This window comes from Speluncibacter jeojiensis (assembly GCF_029589495.1).
In the GTDB taxonomy this organism is placed as follows: Bacteria; Actinomycetota; Actinomycetes; order Mycobacteriales; family Mycobacteriaceae; genus Speluncibacter; species Speluncibacter jeojiensis.
Window position 1 is genome coordinate 182,552 of sequence record NZ_JAAIVF010000006.1, and the last position, 16,934, is coordinate 199,485.

Consider the following 16,934-nt stretch of genomic DNA (forward strand, 5'->3'; position numbering starts at 1 on the left):
ATGCTCAGGACGGTACCTGCAGGAGGGTTTCGGTGGCCGCGCCGCCGGACCGTCGTGTGCCAGTGCGCCCGCTCAGGCACGCCCGAGCCCGGCGCGCAGCAACTGCGCACCCGCCACCCCGAGTCGTCGCCGCGTGGGAACCACCGCGCGGCCGGTGAACACCTGGTATCCGCTCGACTCGATCTCGTCGAGGATCAGCGAGTAGACCGTGAAGGCGGTGCGCACGCAGGGGCGCGCGCACCGGTCGAGCAGTCCGATGCCGGGTTCGGCGTTGCGATAGAGCGCGCGGGTGCGCGCGATCAGGTGGGCGAGCGCCCGCGCCACCCGCGGATCCACGTGCCCGGTGCGTCGGCAGTGCCGGAGCAGGTCGCCGTCCACCCCGAATGCGGCCAGCTCGTCCGCGGGGAGATAGATCCGGCCGCGGTCGAGGTCCTCGCCGACGTCGCGCAGGAAGTTGGTGAGCTGGAACGCCTCGCCGAGCGCGGCGGCAGGCATGAGCGCACCCGGGTCACCGGGCAGATCGGTCCCGAGCACCGGCAGCAGCTGCAGCCCGATCACCGACGCCGAGCCGTACATGTACCGGCTCAGCTGCTCCATGCTCTCGTACTCGAAGACGTGCTCGGGCGAGCCCGGGACGTCCATCCGCATCGACTGCAGGAACGCCCAGAAGTACTCGGGATCGATGCGGTACCGCGCGACCGTGTCGACCAACGCCGGCAGGACCGGGCCGGGGGCCGATCCGCCGGCCAGTGCGCCGCGCAGCCGCTGCTCGGTCCGACACAGGGCGGCCGTCAGCCCGAGGTCGTCGGCCGTGGGCCGGTCGACGAGGTCGTCGACGGAGCGGGCGAAGGCGTAGAGCGCGTAGACGGCCGGCCGGCGCTCGGCGGGCAGCAGCCGGGTCGCCAGGTAGTACGAGCGCCCGTGGTAGGCGGTCACCGCCCGGCAGTGCTCGTACGAGGCGGACACCTGCGTCGGCGCGAGCACGGGCGGTGCGTCGACGGGCACGTCGAGGTCGGTCATCGGTCGACGTCGGCAGGGGTGTCGGTGTCAGAACCGGCGGCGGCATCGACCTCGGCAGCGGTCCGCGGCGGCCACAGCGCCCGCAGGTGCAGCGGGTCCTCGCGGCGCAGCGACACCGCGGCGAGGACGGCGGCGGCGGTGGTCAGGATGACGTGCCCCCACTGGTACATGCCGATCGAGCCATCCGGCTGGAAGATCACCATCAGCCACGTCGACAGCCCGACGAGCGTGGCGAGAACCCGAGGGGAGAGCGCGAGCCCGGCGACCATTGCCAGCGGCCACGAGTAGTACCAGGGCAAAGCCGCCGGCGAGAGCGTCACGACGGCGGTCATCGCCAGCACGATCCCGATCATCGCCTGCCGCGTGGTGTGCCGGAACCGGACCACCAGCACGACGAAGATCACGGCGAACGCGATCTCGCAGATCAACCGGGTGACCGGCAGCACCGACATCAGCCCCAGCGGCGAGAACCAGGTGACCACGTGGCCCAGGATCGTCGGCAGGGTCAGCCAGTTGATGATCTTGTTCGATCCGGCGAGCGCGTTCACCCAGCCCAGCCCGACCCCGGCGGCCAGCGACGCGGCGCCGAAGACGACGACGAAGATCGCGATCGACGCCCCGGCGGTCTTGACGAACGAGCGCAGCCAGTTGGGCTGGGGCTCGCCCGCGACCTCGGCGTCCTCGCGCCGGTGCACCATCCACATCCAGACCAGGAACGGCAGGGCGACACCGGCGGTGGCCTTGACCGCGACGGCGACCGTCACGATCGCGATGCCGAGCACGTGCTTGCGCTCGAGCACCGCCGCGATGCCCGCCGTGAGCAGCCCGACCATCAGCATCTCGTTGTGCACGCCGCCGATCAGGTGGATGAGCACCAGCGGGTTGAGCACGGCCAGCCACACGGCGACCGCGGGGCTGCCGCCCAGGCGTCGGGCCAGCCGCGGGATCGCCCAGACGGCGAGCGCGAGCCCCGGCAGCATGGCCAGTCGCAGCAGCAGCACACCGGCCACCACGTGGTTGCCGGTGATGGTGGTGACCAGCCGGGCGACCATGATGAACACCGGACCGTAGGGTGCGGTGGTGGTCGTCCAGATCGTGCTCACGTTCTCGAGCAGCGGCCCCGGGTTGACCACCGGCCCGACCTTGTACGGGTTGAAGCCGTCCCGCAGCAACGCGCCCTGCGCCAGGTACGAGTAGGCGTCGCGGCTGAACACCGGCACCGAGATCAGCAACGGCACGATCCACATCGCCAGGATCCAGCGCAGGTCCCGCAGCGCGACCCGGCCGGCCATCGTCGACCGGCCCAACCGCACCCAGGCGGTGATCATTATCAGCACGCCGGCCCACAGGGCGATCGCGGACAGCACCTGGCCGTGCCCGTACCGGAGCCAGGACAGGTGCATGGACTCGAGCAGCGGGTCACGTTCGCGCAGCGCACCCGAGCCGAAGCCGCCGAAGGTGATCAGGCAGGCGCCGACGAAGCCGAGCAGCGCGTCGCGGCGCAGTCCGCCGCGCAGCAGCGACCGCAGCGGCGACCGGTCGAGGGGCGCCTGATCGGCGCCGGGGCGGTCGATCGCATCGGTCGGGGACACCATCGGCACTGACCATCCCCCAAGGGTGCGCTCGGTCGGCGCCCGGTGCGGTCGCACGCGAGAGCCGAGGTGAACAAGGCATGAACGAGACCCCACTTTAGCCGCGCGCCACGTGTGACCCGCGTCATGGGGCCAGGTCAGCGGGTGCCGGTGATCCTCGCCGCGGCCAGTTTGCCGGAGATCAGCGTCGTCGGGACGCCGACGCCGGGGGTCGTTCCGCAGCCGGCCAACACCACGTTCTCCAGCCCGCGCACGAGGTTGCGTCGCCGGAACGGTCCGGTCTGGGCGAACGTGTGAGCGGCCGAGAACGGCGAGCCGGCTCCCATGCCCTGCGCGAGCCAGGTGGCCGGCGTGTCGACGCGGTCGACCGCGAACCCTTCGGCGATGCCCGCGTAGCCGCGCGACTCCAGGACTCCGAGAAGTTCACGCATGTAGGGGTCGGTCAGCGTCTCCCAGGCGAGCGGGGCGCTGCGCAGGTTGGGGCAGGGCGCCAGCACCGACAGCAGTTCGCGCCCGTCGCGGTTCAGGCCGGGGTCGGTCAGCCCGGGCCGGGTGACCAGCAGCGAGGGGTCGGCCATCAGCGAGCCGCGGCCGCGGCCGGCGGTGATGCGCGCGAACGTGGACTCCCAGGCGGCCCCGAAGTCGATGGTGTGGTGCGCGGTCGCGTCCCAGCCCGAGGTGACCAAGCGGTCGATGGTGCCGTGCAGCACCACCGCCGACGGCGACCAGCGGGTGCGCCGGGCGGGGCGCTGTGCGCCGCCGAGCAGCGCGTCGGCCACCGGCAGGTCGGCGGTGATGACCAGCGCGTCGCACGCGAACGTGCGGCCGTCCGCGGTGCGCACCCCGCGGGCGCGGCCCCCCACGACGTCGACCGCCGTCACGGCGGTGTCCAGTTCGATCCGTCCGCCCGCGGCGGAAAGCGCGTCGGCCATCGCCTGGGGCACCGCGTGCATGCCGCCCTCCGGGAAGTAGACGCCCAGCGAGGTGTCCATGTGCGGGATGGCGCCGTAGACCGCGAGCGCCCGGCTCGGCGCCAGCCCGGCGTAGAGCGCCTGGAACGTGAACACCCGGCGCAGCCGGGGGTCGGCGATGTGCCGGGCGACCCGGGGGCCGAGTCGGCCGAAGGCGCCCAGTGCGACCAGCCACGCGGTGTCGGCCAGCGCGGAGGGTGTCGACACCAGGTCCGCCGGCGAATCGAAGTTCGCGTCGATGAACCGGCCGAACTCGACCTCGAAGACCCGCTCGAGCCAGCCGCGCAGCGCCAGATAGCCGCTCGCGTCGTCGGGTCCGCACACCCGGCGCACCTCGTCGGCCATCGCGTGCGGATCCGAGTGCACGTCGAGCGTGCTGCCGTCGGCGAACCGCGCGTGGTACGCCGGATCGAGCCGATGGATCTGCAGCCCGCTGTCGCCGGCGCCGACCGCGTCCAGCGCGTCGTAGACCAGCTCCGGCATCGTGAGCACGGTGGCGCCCGAGTCGATGCGGTAGCCGGGACCGGCCGCGGGGTCGAGCCGGTACAGCCCGACCCGTCCGCCGACGTCGCGGGCCCGCTCGAGCACGGTGACCTCGCGGCCCGCCGCGCGCAGGTACAGCGCCGCGGCCAGCCCGGACAGTCCGGCGCCCACGACGACCACCCGGTCGCTCGGTCCCGTGGTGGTGCGCAGGGGGCGGGAGCCCATCAGAAGGTGCGGGCGGTCGCTGCGACCACCATCGGGCCCAGCAGGCGCTTGGCCTGCCCGGTCGCGGAGCTGCGGTCCAGGGCGGTGCGGGCGCGCTCACAGAGCTCGGTGATCCGCCGCTCCACCTCCTCGACCGCACCCAGCCGGATGAAGACCTCACGCAGCCGGGTGACCTCGGCCTCGCTCAGATCGGTGCCGATGCTCGCGCGCAGCAGGCTCGCCGCGGCCGGGTCGCCGGCGTCCGCGGCGGCCAGCGCGGCCGCGAACAGCACGGTGCGCTTGCCCTCACGCAGATCGTCGCCGGACGGCTTGCCGGTCACCGCCGGGTCGCCGAACACGCCCAGCAGGTCGTCGCGCAGTTGGAACGCGATGCCGATGTCGGTGCCGAACTCGCGGTAGGCCGCGATCAGCTCCGCCGCCGCGCCGGCCGCCGCCGCGCCCAACTCCAGCGGGCGTTCGACGGTGTAGGCGGCGGTCTTGTAGCGATTGACGCGCATGGCCGCGTCGATGGTCTCGTCGCCACGCACCTCGCTGGTGATGTCGAGGAACTGGCCGCCGAGCACCTCGGTGCGCATCGCGGACCACACCGGCGCGATCCGCGTGGTCGCCGCGGCGTCCAGCCCCGACTCGCGGACCATGTCGTCGGCCCAGGCCAGCGCGAGGTCGCCGAGCAGGATCCCGGCCGCCGCGCCGAACTCGGCGGCGCTGCCGTGCCAATCGGACTCGCGGTGTTTGCGCGCGAAGTCGACGTGAAGGGTGGGGAAGCCGCGGCGGGTGTCCGACGAGTCGATGATGTCGTCGTGGATCAACGCGCACGCCTGCACCAATTCCAGCGCCGCGCACATGCGCAGCACCGCGCCGGCCGTCGGCCCGTCCGGGTCGCCGCCCGCCCCGAGCCAGCCGGTCCAGGCGAACAGCGGACGCATGCGCTTGCCGCCGCGCAGCACGAAGTCCTCGAGCCGGCCGGCGGCGGTCTGGAACTCGCCGCCGACCGCCGCGGTGATCTCCCGACGGGAGGCGAAGAACTCGGCCAGCGCCGCGTCGACAGACCCGCGCAGCCGGGCGTTGACCGAGTCGGCGAGGGCGGCGTCGACGGGCTCGGTCAGCGAGTCGGGCGCGGGCGAGTCGGGTCCGGCGGACAGGGTGGCCTCCTGGGGTCGAGGGTCCACGGGGCGCGATCAGCCGGGCGCCCGCGATGAGGACCGTGCAGCGCCGACTCTACGTGCGCGGGTGATGTGGGACGGGCCACCGCCTGCGGTGACCATATGATCGGGGGGTGACATCAGATGCCGTCCGAGGGCGGGGCAGTGCGGGTTGGGTGACCCAGACCCCCTCCATCGTCGACAGAATTCGCGACAACACCACCGGTCGCGTGCCTTTCTCGGTGGAATTCTATCCGCCGCGCACCGAGGCCGAAGAGGACCGGTTGTGGCGGACGGCACGCGAATTCGAGCAGCTGCACCCGGCGTTCGTCTCGATCACCTACGGCGCCGGCGGGTCGACCCGCGACCGCACCGTCCGGGTGACCGGCAAGATCGCCGAACAGACCACGCTGCTGCCCGTGGCGCACCTGACCGCGGTGTCGCACAGCGTCGACGAGTTGCGCGCCATGGTCGGGGCCTACGCCGACCGGGGCATCAGCAACGTCCTGGTACTGCGCGGCGACCCGCCGGGTGACCCGCTGGGCGAGTGGACCAAGCATCCCGACGGTGTCGAATACGCCGAGGAGCTGGTGCGGCTGGTGCGCGACCTCGGCGACTTCCACGTCGGCGTCGCGTCCTTCCCCGAGGGGCACCACCGCTCGCCGGACCTCGACCACGACACCGAGTACCTGGTCGCGAAGCTGCGCGCCGGCGCCGAGTACTCGATAACGCAGATGTTCTTCGACATCGACGACTACCTGCGGCTGCGCGACCGTGTGGTGGCGCTCGACCCCGAGCAGGGCGCGAAGCCGATCATCCCGGAGATCATGCCGATCACCTCGCTGCGGTCGGTGCGCCGGATGGTCGAGCTGTCCGGCTCGAAGCTGCCGCGCACATTGGAGGAGCGGCTGACCGCGGCCGCCGGCGACGGGCCGACCGAGGACCGGGCCGCCGTGCGCGAGGCGGGCATCGAGTTCGCCACCACCATGGGCGAGCGGCTGATCGCCGAGGGCGCGCCGTCGCTGCACTTCATCACGCTGAACTTCGCCCGCGCCACCTGCGAGGTGCTGGAGAACCTCGGCATCGCGCCGGCGAGGCTGGCGCAATAGCAACCTTTAGCTGCTGACCGCTGCGTAGAGTCCGGGCGCGACGACGTCACGCAGGTGCTCCCACGGGATCGTGATGGTGACCAGGCCCGCTGCGTACGGCCCGACCTGGTACTCCAGGAAGTGGATCTGCATGCCCTGCGCGGTGGGCAGCCAGTTCGCGAAGTTGTGCTCGACCGGGGCGATGCCGGCCGCGTCGTAGTCGCTGCCCACCACCGTGTCCGGCAGCAGCTTCGCGGACTCCTCCGACAGCCGCTGCAGGCCGGCCTGTTCGTCGGGGAACAACTCCGCGAGCGTGATCGGGCGTGCGGTCTTGCGGTCGATCACCACTGTCGCGAGCAGCGCGGTCGAGTGCGCACCCGGAGGGTCGGCGTCCCAGGAGGTCTGCAGCAGTCCGCTGACCGTGCCCGGCGAGACGGTCGTGGTGCTGTCCTCACCGCCGGTCAGCGTGAAGTGCATGCCCTCGCCGTAGTCGCCGTCGATCTGGTCCTGCAGCGCGGCGCGCATCGACGAGTCGTACCGCGCCGAGACCGTGGGGTCGCCGCCCTCGACCTGCGGCAACTGCACGTCGTAGCGGGCGCGATCGGTCTGTCCGTCGACGCGGATCGTGCTCTGGCGATAGCCGGCATCCGAGGCGGACGCAGCGGTGGACGGAGCCTTGGAGGACGCGGTGGCCGACGCAATGGTCGAGGCAGCGGCCGCCCCGGTCGGGCTCGGCGTGGCCGCGGCGGTGCGTGCCGGTCCGGCGTCCGAGCACCCGGCGGCGACCAGTGCGGTCAGCGCGACCGCGCCGAGGACTGCGGGTGTGCGCCGATGCATCGTGCTCCCTCCAGTCGCCGGTGCGTGTTCGCGGGCGCTCAGCGCCCGGCCGGCTCCTTGTCGTCGTCCGTCGCGGTCGTGGCGGCCTCGCCCGGGTCGTGCGGCTCGGGGTCGCCGGGCCTGGGCGACTGGTCCCGATTGCGGTACGCCAGGTACCCGACGCCGACCGCCGAGGCCAGCGCGATCAGGGCGACGAGCACGAGCCATCCGGTGAAGCCGCGGTTGTGCGGATCCGCGTAACTCACCTCGGCGGCGAGGGAGCTCTTCTCGCCCGGCGGGAGCTTCCAGGTGACGCCGTTGTCGCCGTCGCGGGTCCCGTTGGTCGTGGAAACGTGTGCGGGGAAGTTCATGCTGATCTGCACGTCGGACCCCTGAGCGACGTCGGTCAGGTCGACGGTGCCGGAAAACGTGACGGCGTCGCCGGAGCGCTGCAGTGCCAGGTGGAACATGCCCTGCGCCTGCTCCGACGTGGCGCCGAGGTCGCCGAGCTCACCGAAGGTCAGGTTGCTGAAGAACGCCTCCGACCCGACGTAACCGTCCTGCCGGTACTGCTGGACGCGCATCTTGCCGGCCAGTGACGCCGGAACCGTGAGCTGCGGTCCCTGGTCCTTGCTGTCCCTGGGGATGCTGGCGGCGACGATGTGCCCGGTGACCAGATCCTTCGACGAGACGCCCATGGTGACCTGCACCCGCAGGCAGCCGCTGAGCAGTGGCACGGCCACGACCAGAAGGACCGCCAAGGACCCCAACCGGATTCGGCGACGGGTCCGATGCAGGCGGGACGAGGGAAGGGGGGACCCGGTGGGCCGGGTGGGGGCCCCCGAGCGGGTCCCGGACAGGCGAGAAGGCAGGCGCACAGCGAACATCGTGCCAGCAACCGGGCGCCGGGCGGGGCAGCGGCACGAATTGTCAGGCATCGGCCAGGTCAGCCGCGCCGGATCCGCCGCCGTCCGGTGCGGCGCGCGTCCGCCAGTGCCAGCCGTGCCGCGGTGCGGCCGCTGTAGCCGGACACGCCGCCGCCGGGATGGGTCGAGGCGCCGGTCAGGTACAGCCCGTCGGCGCCGGGGACCCGGTGGCCGGCCAGATCCGGGGTGGGCCGCCACAGCAGCATCTGGTCCAGCGACATCTCCACATGCATGATGTTGCCGCCGCGCAGGCCCAGTTCCCGCTCGAGCTCGAGCGGCGACTGCACGTGACGGTGCCGGACCGAGGCCGTGTAACCCGGCGCGAGGGCCTCGATCTCGGCGACGATCCGGTCGGCCTCGGCCTCCGCGAGGTCGGTCCAGGTGCGGCCGCCGGAGAGGCGGTAGGGATGCCATTGCGACCACAGGGTCGCCTGGTGTTCGCCGGGCGGGGACAGGCTCGGATCGAGTGCACTGAAGGTCATCGCCAGCGCGACCGGACGGGGCGGGAGCTCACCGGCGCTCGCGGCGCCGTGGGCCGCCCGCAGATGCGCGCGGTCGCCGACGAGCAACTGCAGGCCCGCGTGCACGCCCGGCCCGGCCAGGTCCGCGGGCGCGCTCGGATAGACGGGCAGCGCATCGGTGGCCAACCTGACCGCCATCCCGATGCCGGGTCCCACGCGGACCCCCCGACGCCAGCCGTGGATCGCGTCGGTGTCGTGGCCGCCCCGCTCGAGCAGGTCGAGCGTGGTCAGCACGTGGCAGCCCGCGACGACCACCCGCGCGTGCCGCACCTCGCCGCCGGCGGTCCGGACGGTCCAGCCGTCGACACCGCGGCGCAGTTCGGTGACCGGGTCGCCGAGCACGACCTGTCCGCCGTCGGCGGTCAGGCGGCCGATCAGTGCGGAGGTCAGCGCGCCGCTGCCGCCGACGGCCCGGCCCGGCGGCAGCGTGTGCATCAGCGCGGCGAACCCGATCATCGGCGCGGTGCCGGGCTCGGACATCGGCGGTCCGGACTGGGCCCCGAACCAGGCGAGCGCGGCCTTGAGCGGCTCGTCGTCGAAGTACGCGTCGAGCAGGGCGTCGCCGGTGGACAGGAACGCGTGTGCAAGCGCGGACACGGCCGGGGCGGGGCGGCCCCGTCCGGGAAGCCCCAGTCCGCCGAAGGCGCGGGCCAGCTGTACTCCGGTCGGGGGCCCGGCGAAGGCCCGCATCATGTGCCGGGCGCGGGGGGTCCAGTCGGCGACGAAGCGCCGATAGGCGGCGGCATCAGCTGCGCCGCAGGCGTTCTCGATGGAACGGCAGGTGGCGTCGAGGTCGCGGTGGAAGACGATCCCCGGACGGTCGGCGCCGACCGGGGCCGGCGCGAACGCCCACGGGTCGCAATCCACGTAGGACAGGCCGTGGTCGGCCAGCCGCAACTCCTCGACGATGCCGCTGTGCCGGATCATCAGGTGCGCGGACGAGCCGCGGTCGACCCGGTGGCCCGGGAAGCGTTCGACGGTGGAGACCGCGCCGCCGGGCACGGTGTCGCGCTCGAGTACCTGCACCGACCAGCCGGCCTCCGCCAGATAACACGCCGAGACCAGCGCGTTGTGTCCCGATCCGACCACGATTGCATCCAGCACGTCGCCAGGCTAGCCGGGGCCGGCCGGTCAGCCGCGGAGCAGTCGGGCCGGTTCAGCTGTGACCCGCGGGTGCGGTCCCGTCGAGCGGCAGCGCGTGGCCGAGCACCGCGAACGGCCGGTGGTCGCCGACGAACACGAAATGGCGCAGCACATCGGTGAAGCCGAGCCTGCGGTACAGGTGCCAGGCGCGGTTGTCCTCCTCGGAGACCTCGGGGGTGGACAGCAGCACGCCCTGCTCCGGGCGGTCGGTGAGCAATTCGCGCAGCAGTGCCTCGCCGATCCCGCGGCCCTGGGCCTGCGGGTGCACGTGCAACTCGGTGAGCTCGAAGTAGTCCCCGAGCACGGTCTCCACCTGCGCGGACTCCACCCCGGTGGCGACCAGGCCCTGGCGGACCTGCTGGTCCCACCAGTGGTGCGCCGCGCCGCGGTAACCGTAGGCGATGCCGACCAGGGGAGCGGTCGACGGCGGGGGTGCGGTGGGGTCGTCGGTGAGGAACGCGCCGACGGCCCGCCAACCGTCGCGGAGGATGTGTTCGGCCCACATCGGGGCGCGGTGGTGCTCGGTGCCGCGTGGATAGCCCATGGCCGCGACGTAGATGTCGAGGGCCTCGAACAAGCGCGACCGGATCTGCGGTGCCGAGATGGCCTCGACGACGACGGTGCTCATTTCAGGCTCATTGTCGTCGTTTTCTCCCTGTGCTGGCGATCTGTCGGTGGGTGAGGTTATATTGAAACCGTCGAACGAGTGTTCGATGTCGGGGATCCGGTGTTGGCGCGAGGGAAGCGCGCCGACGCCGGGTCTCCCCGGGGGGCGATCGACAGGAGGTCTGCGATGGGTGGCCGGGTCACGCGAGAGGTGTGCGGAGGCGGTGCGGCGTCCGGGCGGGTGGCGCCGCGGGCGACGCCGGGGGCGTCCGGACGGGGCGCGCCGCCCCGGGTGTCCGGGCCGGCGGTGCCCACGCGGGCGCGCGAGCTGCTCGGCCGGGCCGACTCGCTGCTCGCCGAGGCGTCGTGCGCCGCGGCGGGGCGCTCGCCGGGGCGGGGCGCGTCCTCCGGCGATGCGGCCGAGGCGTTCCGGTTGGCCTATGTGGCCGCCGTGCGTGGGGCGGCCGCTGTCCTGGCCGCGGGCGCCGGTGCGGTCGGGCCGGGCGCCGGTGTTCGCCGGCCACGCTCGCGCAGCGCGTGGGTGATGCTGTCGGCGTGCAGCCCCGAGTTCGCCGAGTGGGCCGACTACTTCGCCGCCCACTCGTCCACGCGGGCGGCAATCGAGGCGGGGATCACCGGCAAGGTCGGTGCGGATCGGGCCGAGGCCTTGCTCGCCGAGACCCGTCGGTTCCTCGACGAGGTGGAGGCCCACCTCGTCGGCGCCGCGAGGTTTGACCAGGCCCGATGGTGAGGGCGCAGTGGCGCCGTCCGGTCGCGTAGGTGCGGCGCCGAATCTGCCGGTCGCGGATGTGATCGGAGTGGGTGGTACGGGTCGAGATCACCTCGTATCATCGGAGTTGGATGCCCGCCAAGGCCGGGCGTCTGTCGCACCGTATGGACGGGACGACTGTCAAACACAAGTGCCGGGGGAGGTACCGTGCCACTCTCCGAGCACGAGCAGCGAATGCTCGATGAGATCGAGAGCGCTCTCTACGCCGAGGATCCCAAGTTCGCATCCCACGTCAAGGGTCGTCGATTCAGGACTCCGTCCAACAGGCGCCGTCTACAAGCGGTGACGGTCCTCGTTCTCGGGTTGGTGCTGTTGGTCCTGGGCGTGGCATTGCCACTCAAGCCGGGTGGCTTTCCGATAGTCAGCCTGATCGGCTTCATTGTCATGTTCGGCGGTGGCGTCATGCTTCTGCTCGGCGGTTCGCTGCGGCAGAAGGGTGGCGCGGGCCACGACGATGCCGGGCAGGTGTCGTCCGGTGGCCGAGGCCATGGTGGCCGCGGAAGAGGGAAGAACAAGGCCGGTGGCGGCTTCTCCTCACGGATGGAGGAGCGGTTCCGGAAGAGGTTCGAGCAGGACGATCACTGATGCGTTCCTGACCCGGTAGTGAGCTGAACGGGCGCGGCACCCCGACATGGGGTGCCGCGCCTTTTGCATGCCCGCCGGCGGTCGGCACGCGTCCGGGCGCGGGTTCGCATCGCGGGTGCCTCCACATCACCCCACCCGCCCCACCCACTTCACCCCACCGGCCGGACCGGCGCCTCGCCGGCACGCCCGGTCGACCCCGGGTCAGTGGCGGGCGCAGGTGTGTGACCTGGGCGAATGTGGAAGTCGACGTGTGCTGTCTTCGCTGCGGCCAGCCCGGGCCTGGCGGCTCGACGGCGTCGTGGTCGCGGTGCTGATTTTGTCCCCCACCTCATCCCACGGCGCTGACCTCTGGATATGACGTCGGCTTGTCCCGGACACGCCGTGTTTTGAATTGCGGGTGGGGGAAAGTGGGGTAACGTGGTCCGCAGCGGAGAGCGGGGGTACTCGGCGGGGTTTCGGTCAGCCGAAATCTCGGAGGTGCTTCGGGCAGGAGGTGGCGAGTGTTCCTCGGCACCTACACGCCCAAGCTCGACGACAAGGGCCGGCTGACTCTGCCGGCGAAGTTTCGGGACACGCTTGCGGGAGGGCTGATGGTGACCAAGGGTCAAGATCACTGCCTGGCCGTGTATCCGCGTGACGCGTTCGTGGCGCTCGCACGGAAGGCCGCCGCGGCGCCGCGCACCAACCCCGAGGCGCGCGCGTTCGTTCGCGCACTGGCGGCCGGCACCGACGAACAGCACCCGGATGCACAGGGGCGGATCACGCTCTCCGTGGATCACCGCCGCTACGCCGGACTGTCCAAAGAGTGCGTCGTGACCGGCGCGGTCGACTTCCTCGAGATCTGGGACGCGCAGGCGTGGCAGAACTACGTCGAGGAGAACGAAGAGAACTACTCGCAGGCCAAGGACGAATCGCTCGGCGGGATCTTCTAGCCGGCCGGCAGCGATTGCCGCGAGGCCTCTGCCCGACGGGGACCCTGACGCACTTCCCCAGCGCCAGGTTCGCCAATCGGACAGGGACCTCGAGGCATTCGCCTCGGATCGGGACAGCACTGGACAGTCGGAACACGGATGCGGGAGCGGTGATGGTCGACGGAGCCGGAGGAGAGGCGAACCCGGACAAAGGGTTCGGTCACATTCCGGTGCTGCTCATGCGGGCGGCCGAGTTGTTCGAGCCGACCCTGACCGCGCAGGGGGCGGACGGGGAAGGTGCGGTCCTCGTCGATGCGACGCTCGGGCTCGCCGGCCACTCCGAGTACTTCCTGCGCACGTATCCCGCGCTGCGGTTGGTCGGTCTGGATCGGGACCCGAACGCCCTGGACATCGCCCGGGCGCGACTCGCCCCGTACGCGGACCGGATCACGTTGGTGCAGACGCGATATGACGGCATCGCGCATGCGCTCGAGGTCGCCGGCCTTGTCGCGCGAGGCAGCGTCCAGGCCATCCTCTTCGACCTCGGCGTCTCGTCCATGCAACTCGACGAGGCCGACCGCGGCTTCGCCTACTCGGTCGACGCGCCCCTGGACATGCGCATGGACCCGACCCGCGGCCAGACCGCCGCGGACGTCCTCAACACGTACAGCAAGGGCGATCTGGCCCGCGTCCTGAGCACCTACGGCGAGGAGCGGTTCGCGGGAAAGATTGCCGGGGAAGTGGTTCGGCGTCGTGCGAAGGAGCCGTTCATCACCAGCGGCCCTCTGGTCAAGCTGCTCTACGACACCATCCCCGCCGCGACCCGCCGGACCGGCGGACATCCGGCCAAGCGCACCTTCCAGGCGCTGCGGGTCGAAGTCAACCGCGAGATGGAGTCGCTGGAGGCGGCCGTTCCGGCGGCACTGGAGGCGGTCGCGATCGGTGGGCGGGTCGCGTTCATGTCCTACCAGTCCATGGAAGACCGAATCGTCAAGCGGGCATTGGCCGCTCGGGCGAAGTCGACCAGTCCGGAAGGACTTCCGGTGGAGCTTCCCGGTCGCGGCCCGGAGTTCCGACTGGTCACCCGCGGCGCCGAGCGCGCATCGGAGCAGGAGATCGAAGACAATCCGCGAGCCGCGCCGGTGCGGCTGCGTTGTGCACAGCGAATCGCGTGGAGGTCGGCATGAGCGTTTCGGTAGGCGACGAACTGAACGTCACCGCACCGGCACACCCCGGACGTCGGTCCGGCGAGGGTGCCACCCGCACGCCGACGCGGGCACCGGGGCGAGGGCGGCGTGAGCGCCGCGGAAACGGTGTGCCCCAGGGTCGTTCGACTGCCGCTCAGCGCGCATACGAGCGTCGCGTGCAGCGGACCGGGGGCGGTCGCCGGGCCGATCGTGCGCCGCACGAGCGGGGACCGCGGATGTTCGCCAGGCGAGTTCCCTTCGTGGTCTTGGTCATTGCGCTGCTGACGGTGGGCATGGGGCTCACGCTCTGGCTGACAACGACCTCCGCGGAACAGTCGTACGAACTGAGCGCGCAGAACGCGACCAACCAGAATCTGCAGGAGAAGAAGGCGACGCTGGAGAAGGCGGTGGCCGCCGGCAACTCCGCGCCCGTGCTCGCGCAGAAGGCCGCCGCGCTGGGCATGGTGCCGACAATGAACGTTGCGCGGATCGTGGTGGGCGCCGACGGCGTCGCGCGCGTCGAGGGCAAGCCCGCGGCCGCGACCGGTCCGGCGGCGCCGGCGTTGAACCGTCCGGCGGGCAGCGCACCGATCGTCATCCAGCCGGCCCCGGTGCCGGGACGTCCGGCGGCGCCGGCCCCCGGTCCGACCGGATTGCCGCTCGCGGTCGCACCCGCCGCGCCCGCCGCCGGTGCGCCGGCCCCCGCCCCGGGGACGGCCGTCGTGCCCGGTCCGACCGGGCTGCCCGTCGCCGCCGCTCCGGCCCCGGCCCCTGCGGCTCCGGCCCCCGCGGCAGCGGCGCCGGCCCCCGCGCCGGCTGCTCCCGCCCCGGCGGCGCGCCAGGCCGCAGCTCCCGCACCTGCGCCCGCCCAGGGTGAACAATCGGTGCCCGTGAACACGTTGCCGCCCGTGCTGACCGGACCGCTCGCGACAGGGCAGCCGTGAGCCCTGCCCCCGGTGGACCACGGCGCCCCGGCGCCGCCCGCGGCACCCCCGCCACGCGTGGCCGGGGTGCCGCGCCGCGCCCGGGCCCCGGCCGTCCGAAACCCGCCGCGCGCAAGCGTGCGCCCCGGCGGACGGCCTCCTTCCACTTCCGGTTCAAGGCCGGGCGTCTGGTGATGCTGGGGGCGCTCGGCCTGGCGCTGCTCCAACTGATCTGGATCCAGGGCGTGCAGGCGCCGCAGCTGTCGGCGGAATCCGCCAGCCAACGCACGACCACGCTGGTGTTGCCGGCCATGCGCGGCACCATCGAGGACGCCTCCGGCAAACCGCTGGCCTACACGCTCGAGGCCAAGGCGCTGACCTTCCAGCCGATCCGGGTCCGCAAGGAGTTGCAGGCGGCCTGGGAGAAGAGCCAGCAGGACAAGAGTCAGCAGGCACAGAACACCGCCGCCACCGCGCAGCCGGTGGTCCCGAAGCCCGAGGACCGGATCAAGGAGATCGCCAAGGGCATCCACGACGTGCTCGGCGATGCCGCCCCCGAGCAGGATCTGCTGGACAAGATGAACAGCAAGACGACCTTCGTCTACCTGGTCCGCAACGTCGATCCGGCGAAGGCGACGCAGATCACCGACAAGTTCGACGAGGTGGGTGCCGAGCGGCAGGACATCCGCGAATACCCGGGTGGCTCACTCGCGGCGAACATCGTCGGGGCGACCGGATGGGACGGGCACGGTCTGATCGGCATGGAGAGTTCCATGGACTCCACGCTCGCCGGTACGAACGGCTCGCGCACCTACGACCGTGGCTCCGACGGCGCGGTGATCCCCGGCAGCGTGCGCGACGTGCAACCGGCGATCAACGGCTCGACGGTGCAACTGACCATCGACTCCGATCTGCAGTACTACGTGCAGCAGCAGGTGCAGGAGGCGAAGAACAAGTCCGGCGCGAAGGACGTCTCCGCGGTCGTGATGGACTCGAAGACCGGTGAGGTCATGGCGATGGCCAACGACGACACCTTCAACCCGGCCAACGGTCTCGCAGACATCAGCAACAAGGGCGCCGAACTCGGCGACCTCCCGGTGACCACGCCCTTCGAGCCCGGATCGGTCAACAAGATCGTCACCGCCGCCGCGGCCATCCAGTACGGCGTCACCACGCCGGAGGAGGTGCTGCAGGTCCCCGGCGAGTACTACATGGACGGACTGAAGATCCACGACGACTGGTCGCACGGCGTGGCGCCGTACACGACGACCGGCGTCTTCGCGAAGTCCTCCAACATCGGCACGCTGATGCTCGCCAAGCGGGTCGGCATGCAGCGCTACGACGATCTGCTGAAAAAGTTCGGCATCGGCGAGCGGACCGGGATCGGTCTGCCCGGCGAGAGCGCCGGCTACGTGCCGCCGTTCGACCAGTGGCAGCACGGTACCTTCGCGAACGTGCCGATCGGCCAGGGCCTGTCGATGACGCTGCTGCAGATGACCGGCATGTACCAGGCGATTGCGAACAACGGCCTGCGCATCCCGCCCCGGATCGTCAAGGACGTCATCGCGCCGGACGGCAGCAAGACCACGCCGCCCGCGCCGGAGGGCGTCCAGGTGGTCAGCCCGCAGACGGCGACCACGGTACGCGACATGTTCCGGTCCATCGTCCAGAACGACGGCTGGAACCAGCGGGGCACCGGCGTCGCGGCCGCGGTCACCGGGTATCAGATCGCCGGCAAGACGGGCACGGCGCAGCAGTTCAACCAGGCCTGCCACTGCTACTACCAGTCGAAGTACTGGATCAACTTCGCGGGCATCGCGCCGGCGGACAATCCGCGCTTCGTGGTCGGGATCATGATGGACGCCCCCGACCGGAGCTCCGACGGCTCCGGCGGGCAGTCCGCCGCACCGCTGTTCCACAACATCGCGGCGTGGCTCCTGCAGCGCGACCAGGTCCCGCTCTCGCCCCCGGCGCCGAAGATGCTGCTCGAGGCCGACTGACCGCG

General features: G+C 71.8%; 15 protein-coding genes. 7 read left to right on the plus strand and 8 right to left on the minus strand.

The window, feature by feature from the left end; all coding sequences use genetic code 11:
- Positions 1-72: 72 nt before the first annotated feature.
- The 4 genes from G4X40_RS17860 to G4X40_RS17875 all read right to left on the minus strand — a co-directional run bounded on the left by G4X40_RS17860 (position 73) and on the right by G4X40_RS17875 (position 5,397).
- Entirely contained in the window at positions 73-1,020 is a 948-nt protein-coding gene (locus G4X40_RS17860) for a phytoene/squalene synthase family protein (protein WP_277834458.1), read from the minus strand.
- Positions 1,017-2,615 carry an alpha-(1->6)-mannopyranosyltransferase A gene (locus G4X40_RS17865; protein ID WP_277834460.1) on the minus strand — a complete coding sequence of 533 codons (1,599 nt, stop codon included), beginning with the start codon at positions 2,613-2,615 and terminating at the stop codon, positions 1,017-1,019. Before G4X40_RS17865 ends, G4X40_RS17860 begins: the two co-directional genes overlap by 4 nt.
- 134 nt (positions 2,616-2,749) lie before the next feature.
- On the minus strand, positions 2,750-4,291 hold the full coding sequence (gene crtI, locus G4X40_RS17870; protein ID WP_277834463.1) for a phytoene desaturase family protein: 1,542 nt from the start codon (positions 4,289-4,291) through the stop codon (positions 2,750-2,752).
- On the minus strand, positions 4,291-5,397 hold the full coding sequence (locus G4X40_RS17875; RefSeq protein WP_408642248.1) for a polyprenyl synthetase family protein: 1,107 nt from the start codon (positions 5,395-5,397) through the stop codon (positions 4,291-4,293). Before G4X40_RS17875 ends, crtI begins: the two co-directional genes overlap by 1 nt.
- A gap of 212 nt (positions 5,398-5,609) precedes the next feature.
- Here G4X40_RS17875 and metF point away from each other — a divergent pair, with 212 nt between their 5' ends.
- Positions 5,610-6,542, plus strand: a complete 933-nt coding sequence (metF, locus tag G4X40_RS17880) for a methylenetetrahydrofolate reductase [NAD(P)H] (RefSeq protein ID WP_277834465.1) — start codon at positions 5,610-5,612, stop codon at positions 6,540-6,542.
- A 6-nt stretch (positions 6,543-6,548) separates the two neighbouring features.
- Here the strand turns inward: metF and G4X40_RS17885 are convergent, their stop codons facing one another.
- The 4 genes from G4X40_RS17885 to G4X40_RS17900 all read right to left on the minus strand — a co-directional run bounded on the left by G4X40_RS17885 (position 6,549) and on the right by G4X40_RS17900 (position 10,555).
- Positions 6,549-7,358, minus strand: coding sequence for an RsiV family protein (locus tag G4X40_RS17885; protein ID WP_277834467.1), 810 nt, complete (start codon positions 7,356-7,358; stop codon positions 6,549-6,551).
- Positions 7,359-7,396: 38 nt separating this feature from the next.
- On the minus strand, positions 7,397-8,080 hold the full coding sequence (locus G4X40_RS17890; RefSeq protein ID WP_277834469.1) for an LppM family (lipo)protein: 684 nt from the start codon (positions 8,078-8,080) through the stop codon (positions 7,397-7,399).
- 203 nt (positions 8,081-8,283) lie between these two features.
- Entirely contained in the window at positions 8,284-9,888 is a 1,605-nt protein-coding gene (locus G4X40_RS17895; protein WP_277834471.1) for a phytoene desaturase family protein, read from the minus strand.
- A 52-nt stretch (positions 9,889-9,940) separates the two neighbouring features.
- Positions 9,941-10,555, minus strand: a complete 615-nt coding sequence (locus G4X40_RS17900) for a GNAT family N-acetyltransferase (RefSeq protein ID WP_277834473.1) — start codon at positions 10,553-10,555, stop codon at positions 9,941-9,943.
- Between the two features lie 165 nt (positions 10,556-10,720).
- Here G4X40_RS17900 and G4X40_RS17905 point away from each other — a divergent pair, with 165 nt between their 5' ends.
- The 6 genes from G4X40_RS17905 (at position 10,721) to G4X40_RS17930 (ending at position 16,929) form a co-directional block, all read left to right on the plus strand.
- The gene (locus G4X40_RS17905) at positions 10,721-11,284 is read left to right on the plus strand and encodes an SAV_6107 family HEPN domain-containing protein (protein WP_277834475.1); all 564 of its coding nucleotides are present in this window, start codon (positions 10,721-10,723) and stop codon (positions 11,282-11,284) included.
- A gap of 186 nt (positions 11,285-11,470) precedes the next feature.
- Positions 11,471-11,908 (plus strand): DUF3040 domain-containing protein, encoded by a 438-nt coding sequence (locus G4X40_RS17910; protein ID WP_277834476.1) that lies wholly within the window; start codon positions 11,471-11,473, stop codon positions 11,906-11,908.
- Between the two features lie 500 nt (positions 11,909-12,408).
- Complete coding sequence (mraZ, locus tag G4X40_RS17915) at positions 12,409-12,840, plus strand: division/cell wall cluster transcriptional repressor MraZ (RefSeq protein ID WP_277834477.1); 432 nt, start codon at positions 12,409-12,411, stop codon at positions 12,838-12,840.
- 152 nt (positions 12,841-12,992) lie between these two features.
- The gene (rsmH, locus tag G4X40_RS17920) at positions 12,993-14,006 is read left to right on the plus strand and encodes a 16S rRNA (cytosine(1402)-N(4))-methyltransferase RsmH (protein WP_277834478.1); all 1,014 of its coding nucleotides are present in this window, start codon (positions 12,993-12,995) and stop codon (positions 14,004-14,006) included.
- A 260-nt stretch (positions 14,007-14,266) separates the two neighbouring features.
- Complete coding sequence (locus G4X40_RS17925; protein WP_277834480.1) at positions 14,267-14,950, plus strand: hypothetical protein; 684 nt, start codon at positions 14,267-14,269, stop codon at positions 14,948-14,950.
- Positions 14,947-16,929 (plus strand): peptidoglycan D,D-transpeptidase FtsI family protein, encoded by a 1,983-nt coding sequence (locus G4X40_RS17930; RefSeq protein ID WP_277834481.1) that lies wholly within the window; start codon positions 14,947-14,949, stop codon positions 16,927-16,929. The genes G4X40_RS17925 and G4X40_RS17930 overlap by 4 nt, the downstream gene beginning before the upstream one ends.
- Positions 16,930-16,934 lie beyond the last annotated feature (5 nt).

Coding starts and splice junctions, on each gene's coding strand:
- G4X40_RS17885 (WP_277834467.1), bottom strand. CDS start 7,358: ATGCATCGGCGCACACCCGCAGTCCTCGGCGCGGTCGCGCTGACCGCA.
- rsmH (WP_277834478.1), top strand. CDS start 12,993: ATGGTCGACGGAGCCGGAGGAGAGGCGAACCCGGACAAAGGGTTCGGT.
- crtI (WP_277834463.1), bottom strand. CDS start 4,291: ATGGGCTCCCGCCCCCTGCGCACCACCACGGGACCGAGCGACCGGGTG.
- G4X40_RS17905 (WP_277834475.1), top strand. CDS start 10,721: ATGGGTGGCCGGGTCACGCGAGAGGTGTGCGGAGGCGGTGCGGCGTCC.
- G4X40_RS17860 (WP_277834458.1), bottom strand. CDS start 1,020: ATGACCGACCTCGACGTGCCCGTCGACGCACCGCCCGTGCTCGCGCCG.
- G4X40_RS17900 (WP_277834473.1), bottom strand. CDS start 10,555: ATGAGCACCGTCGTCGTCGAGGCCATCTCGGCACCGCAGATCCGGTCG.
- G4X40_RS17865 (WP_277834460.1), bottom strand. CDS start 2,615: ATGGTGTCCCCGACCGATGCGATCGACCGCCCCGGCGCCGATCAGGCG.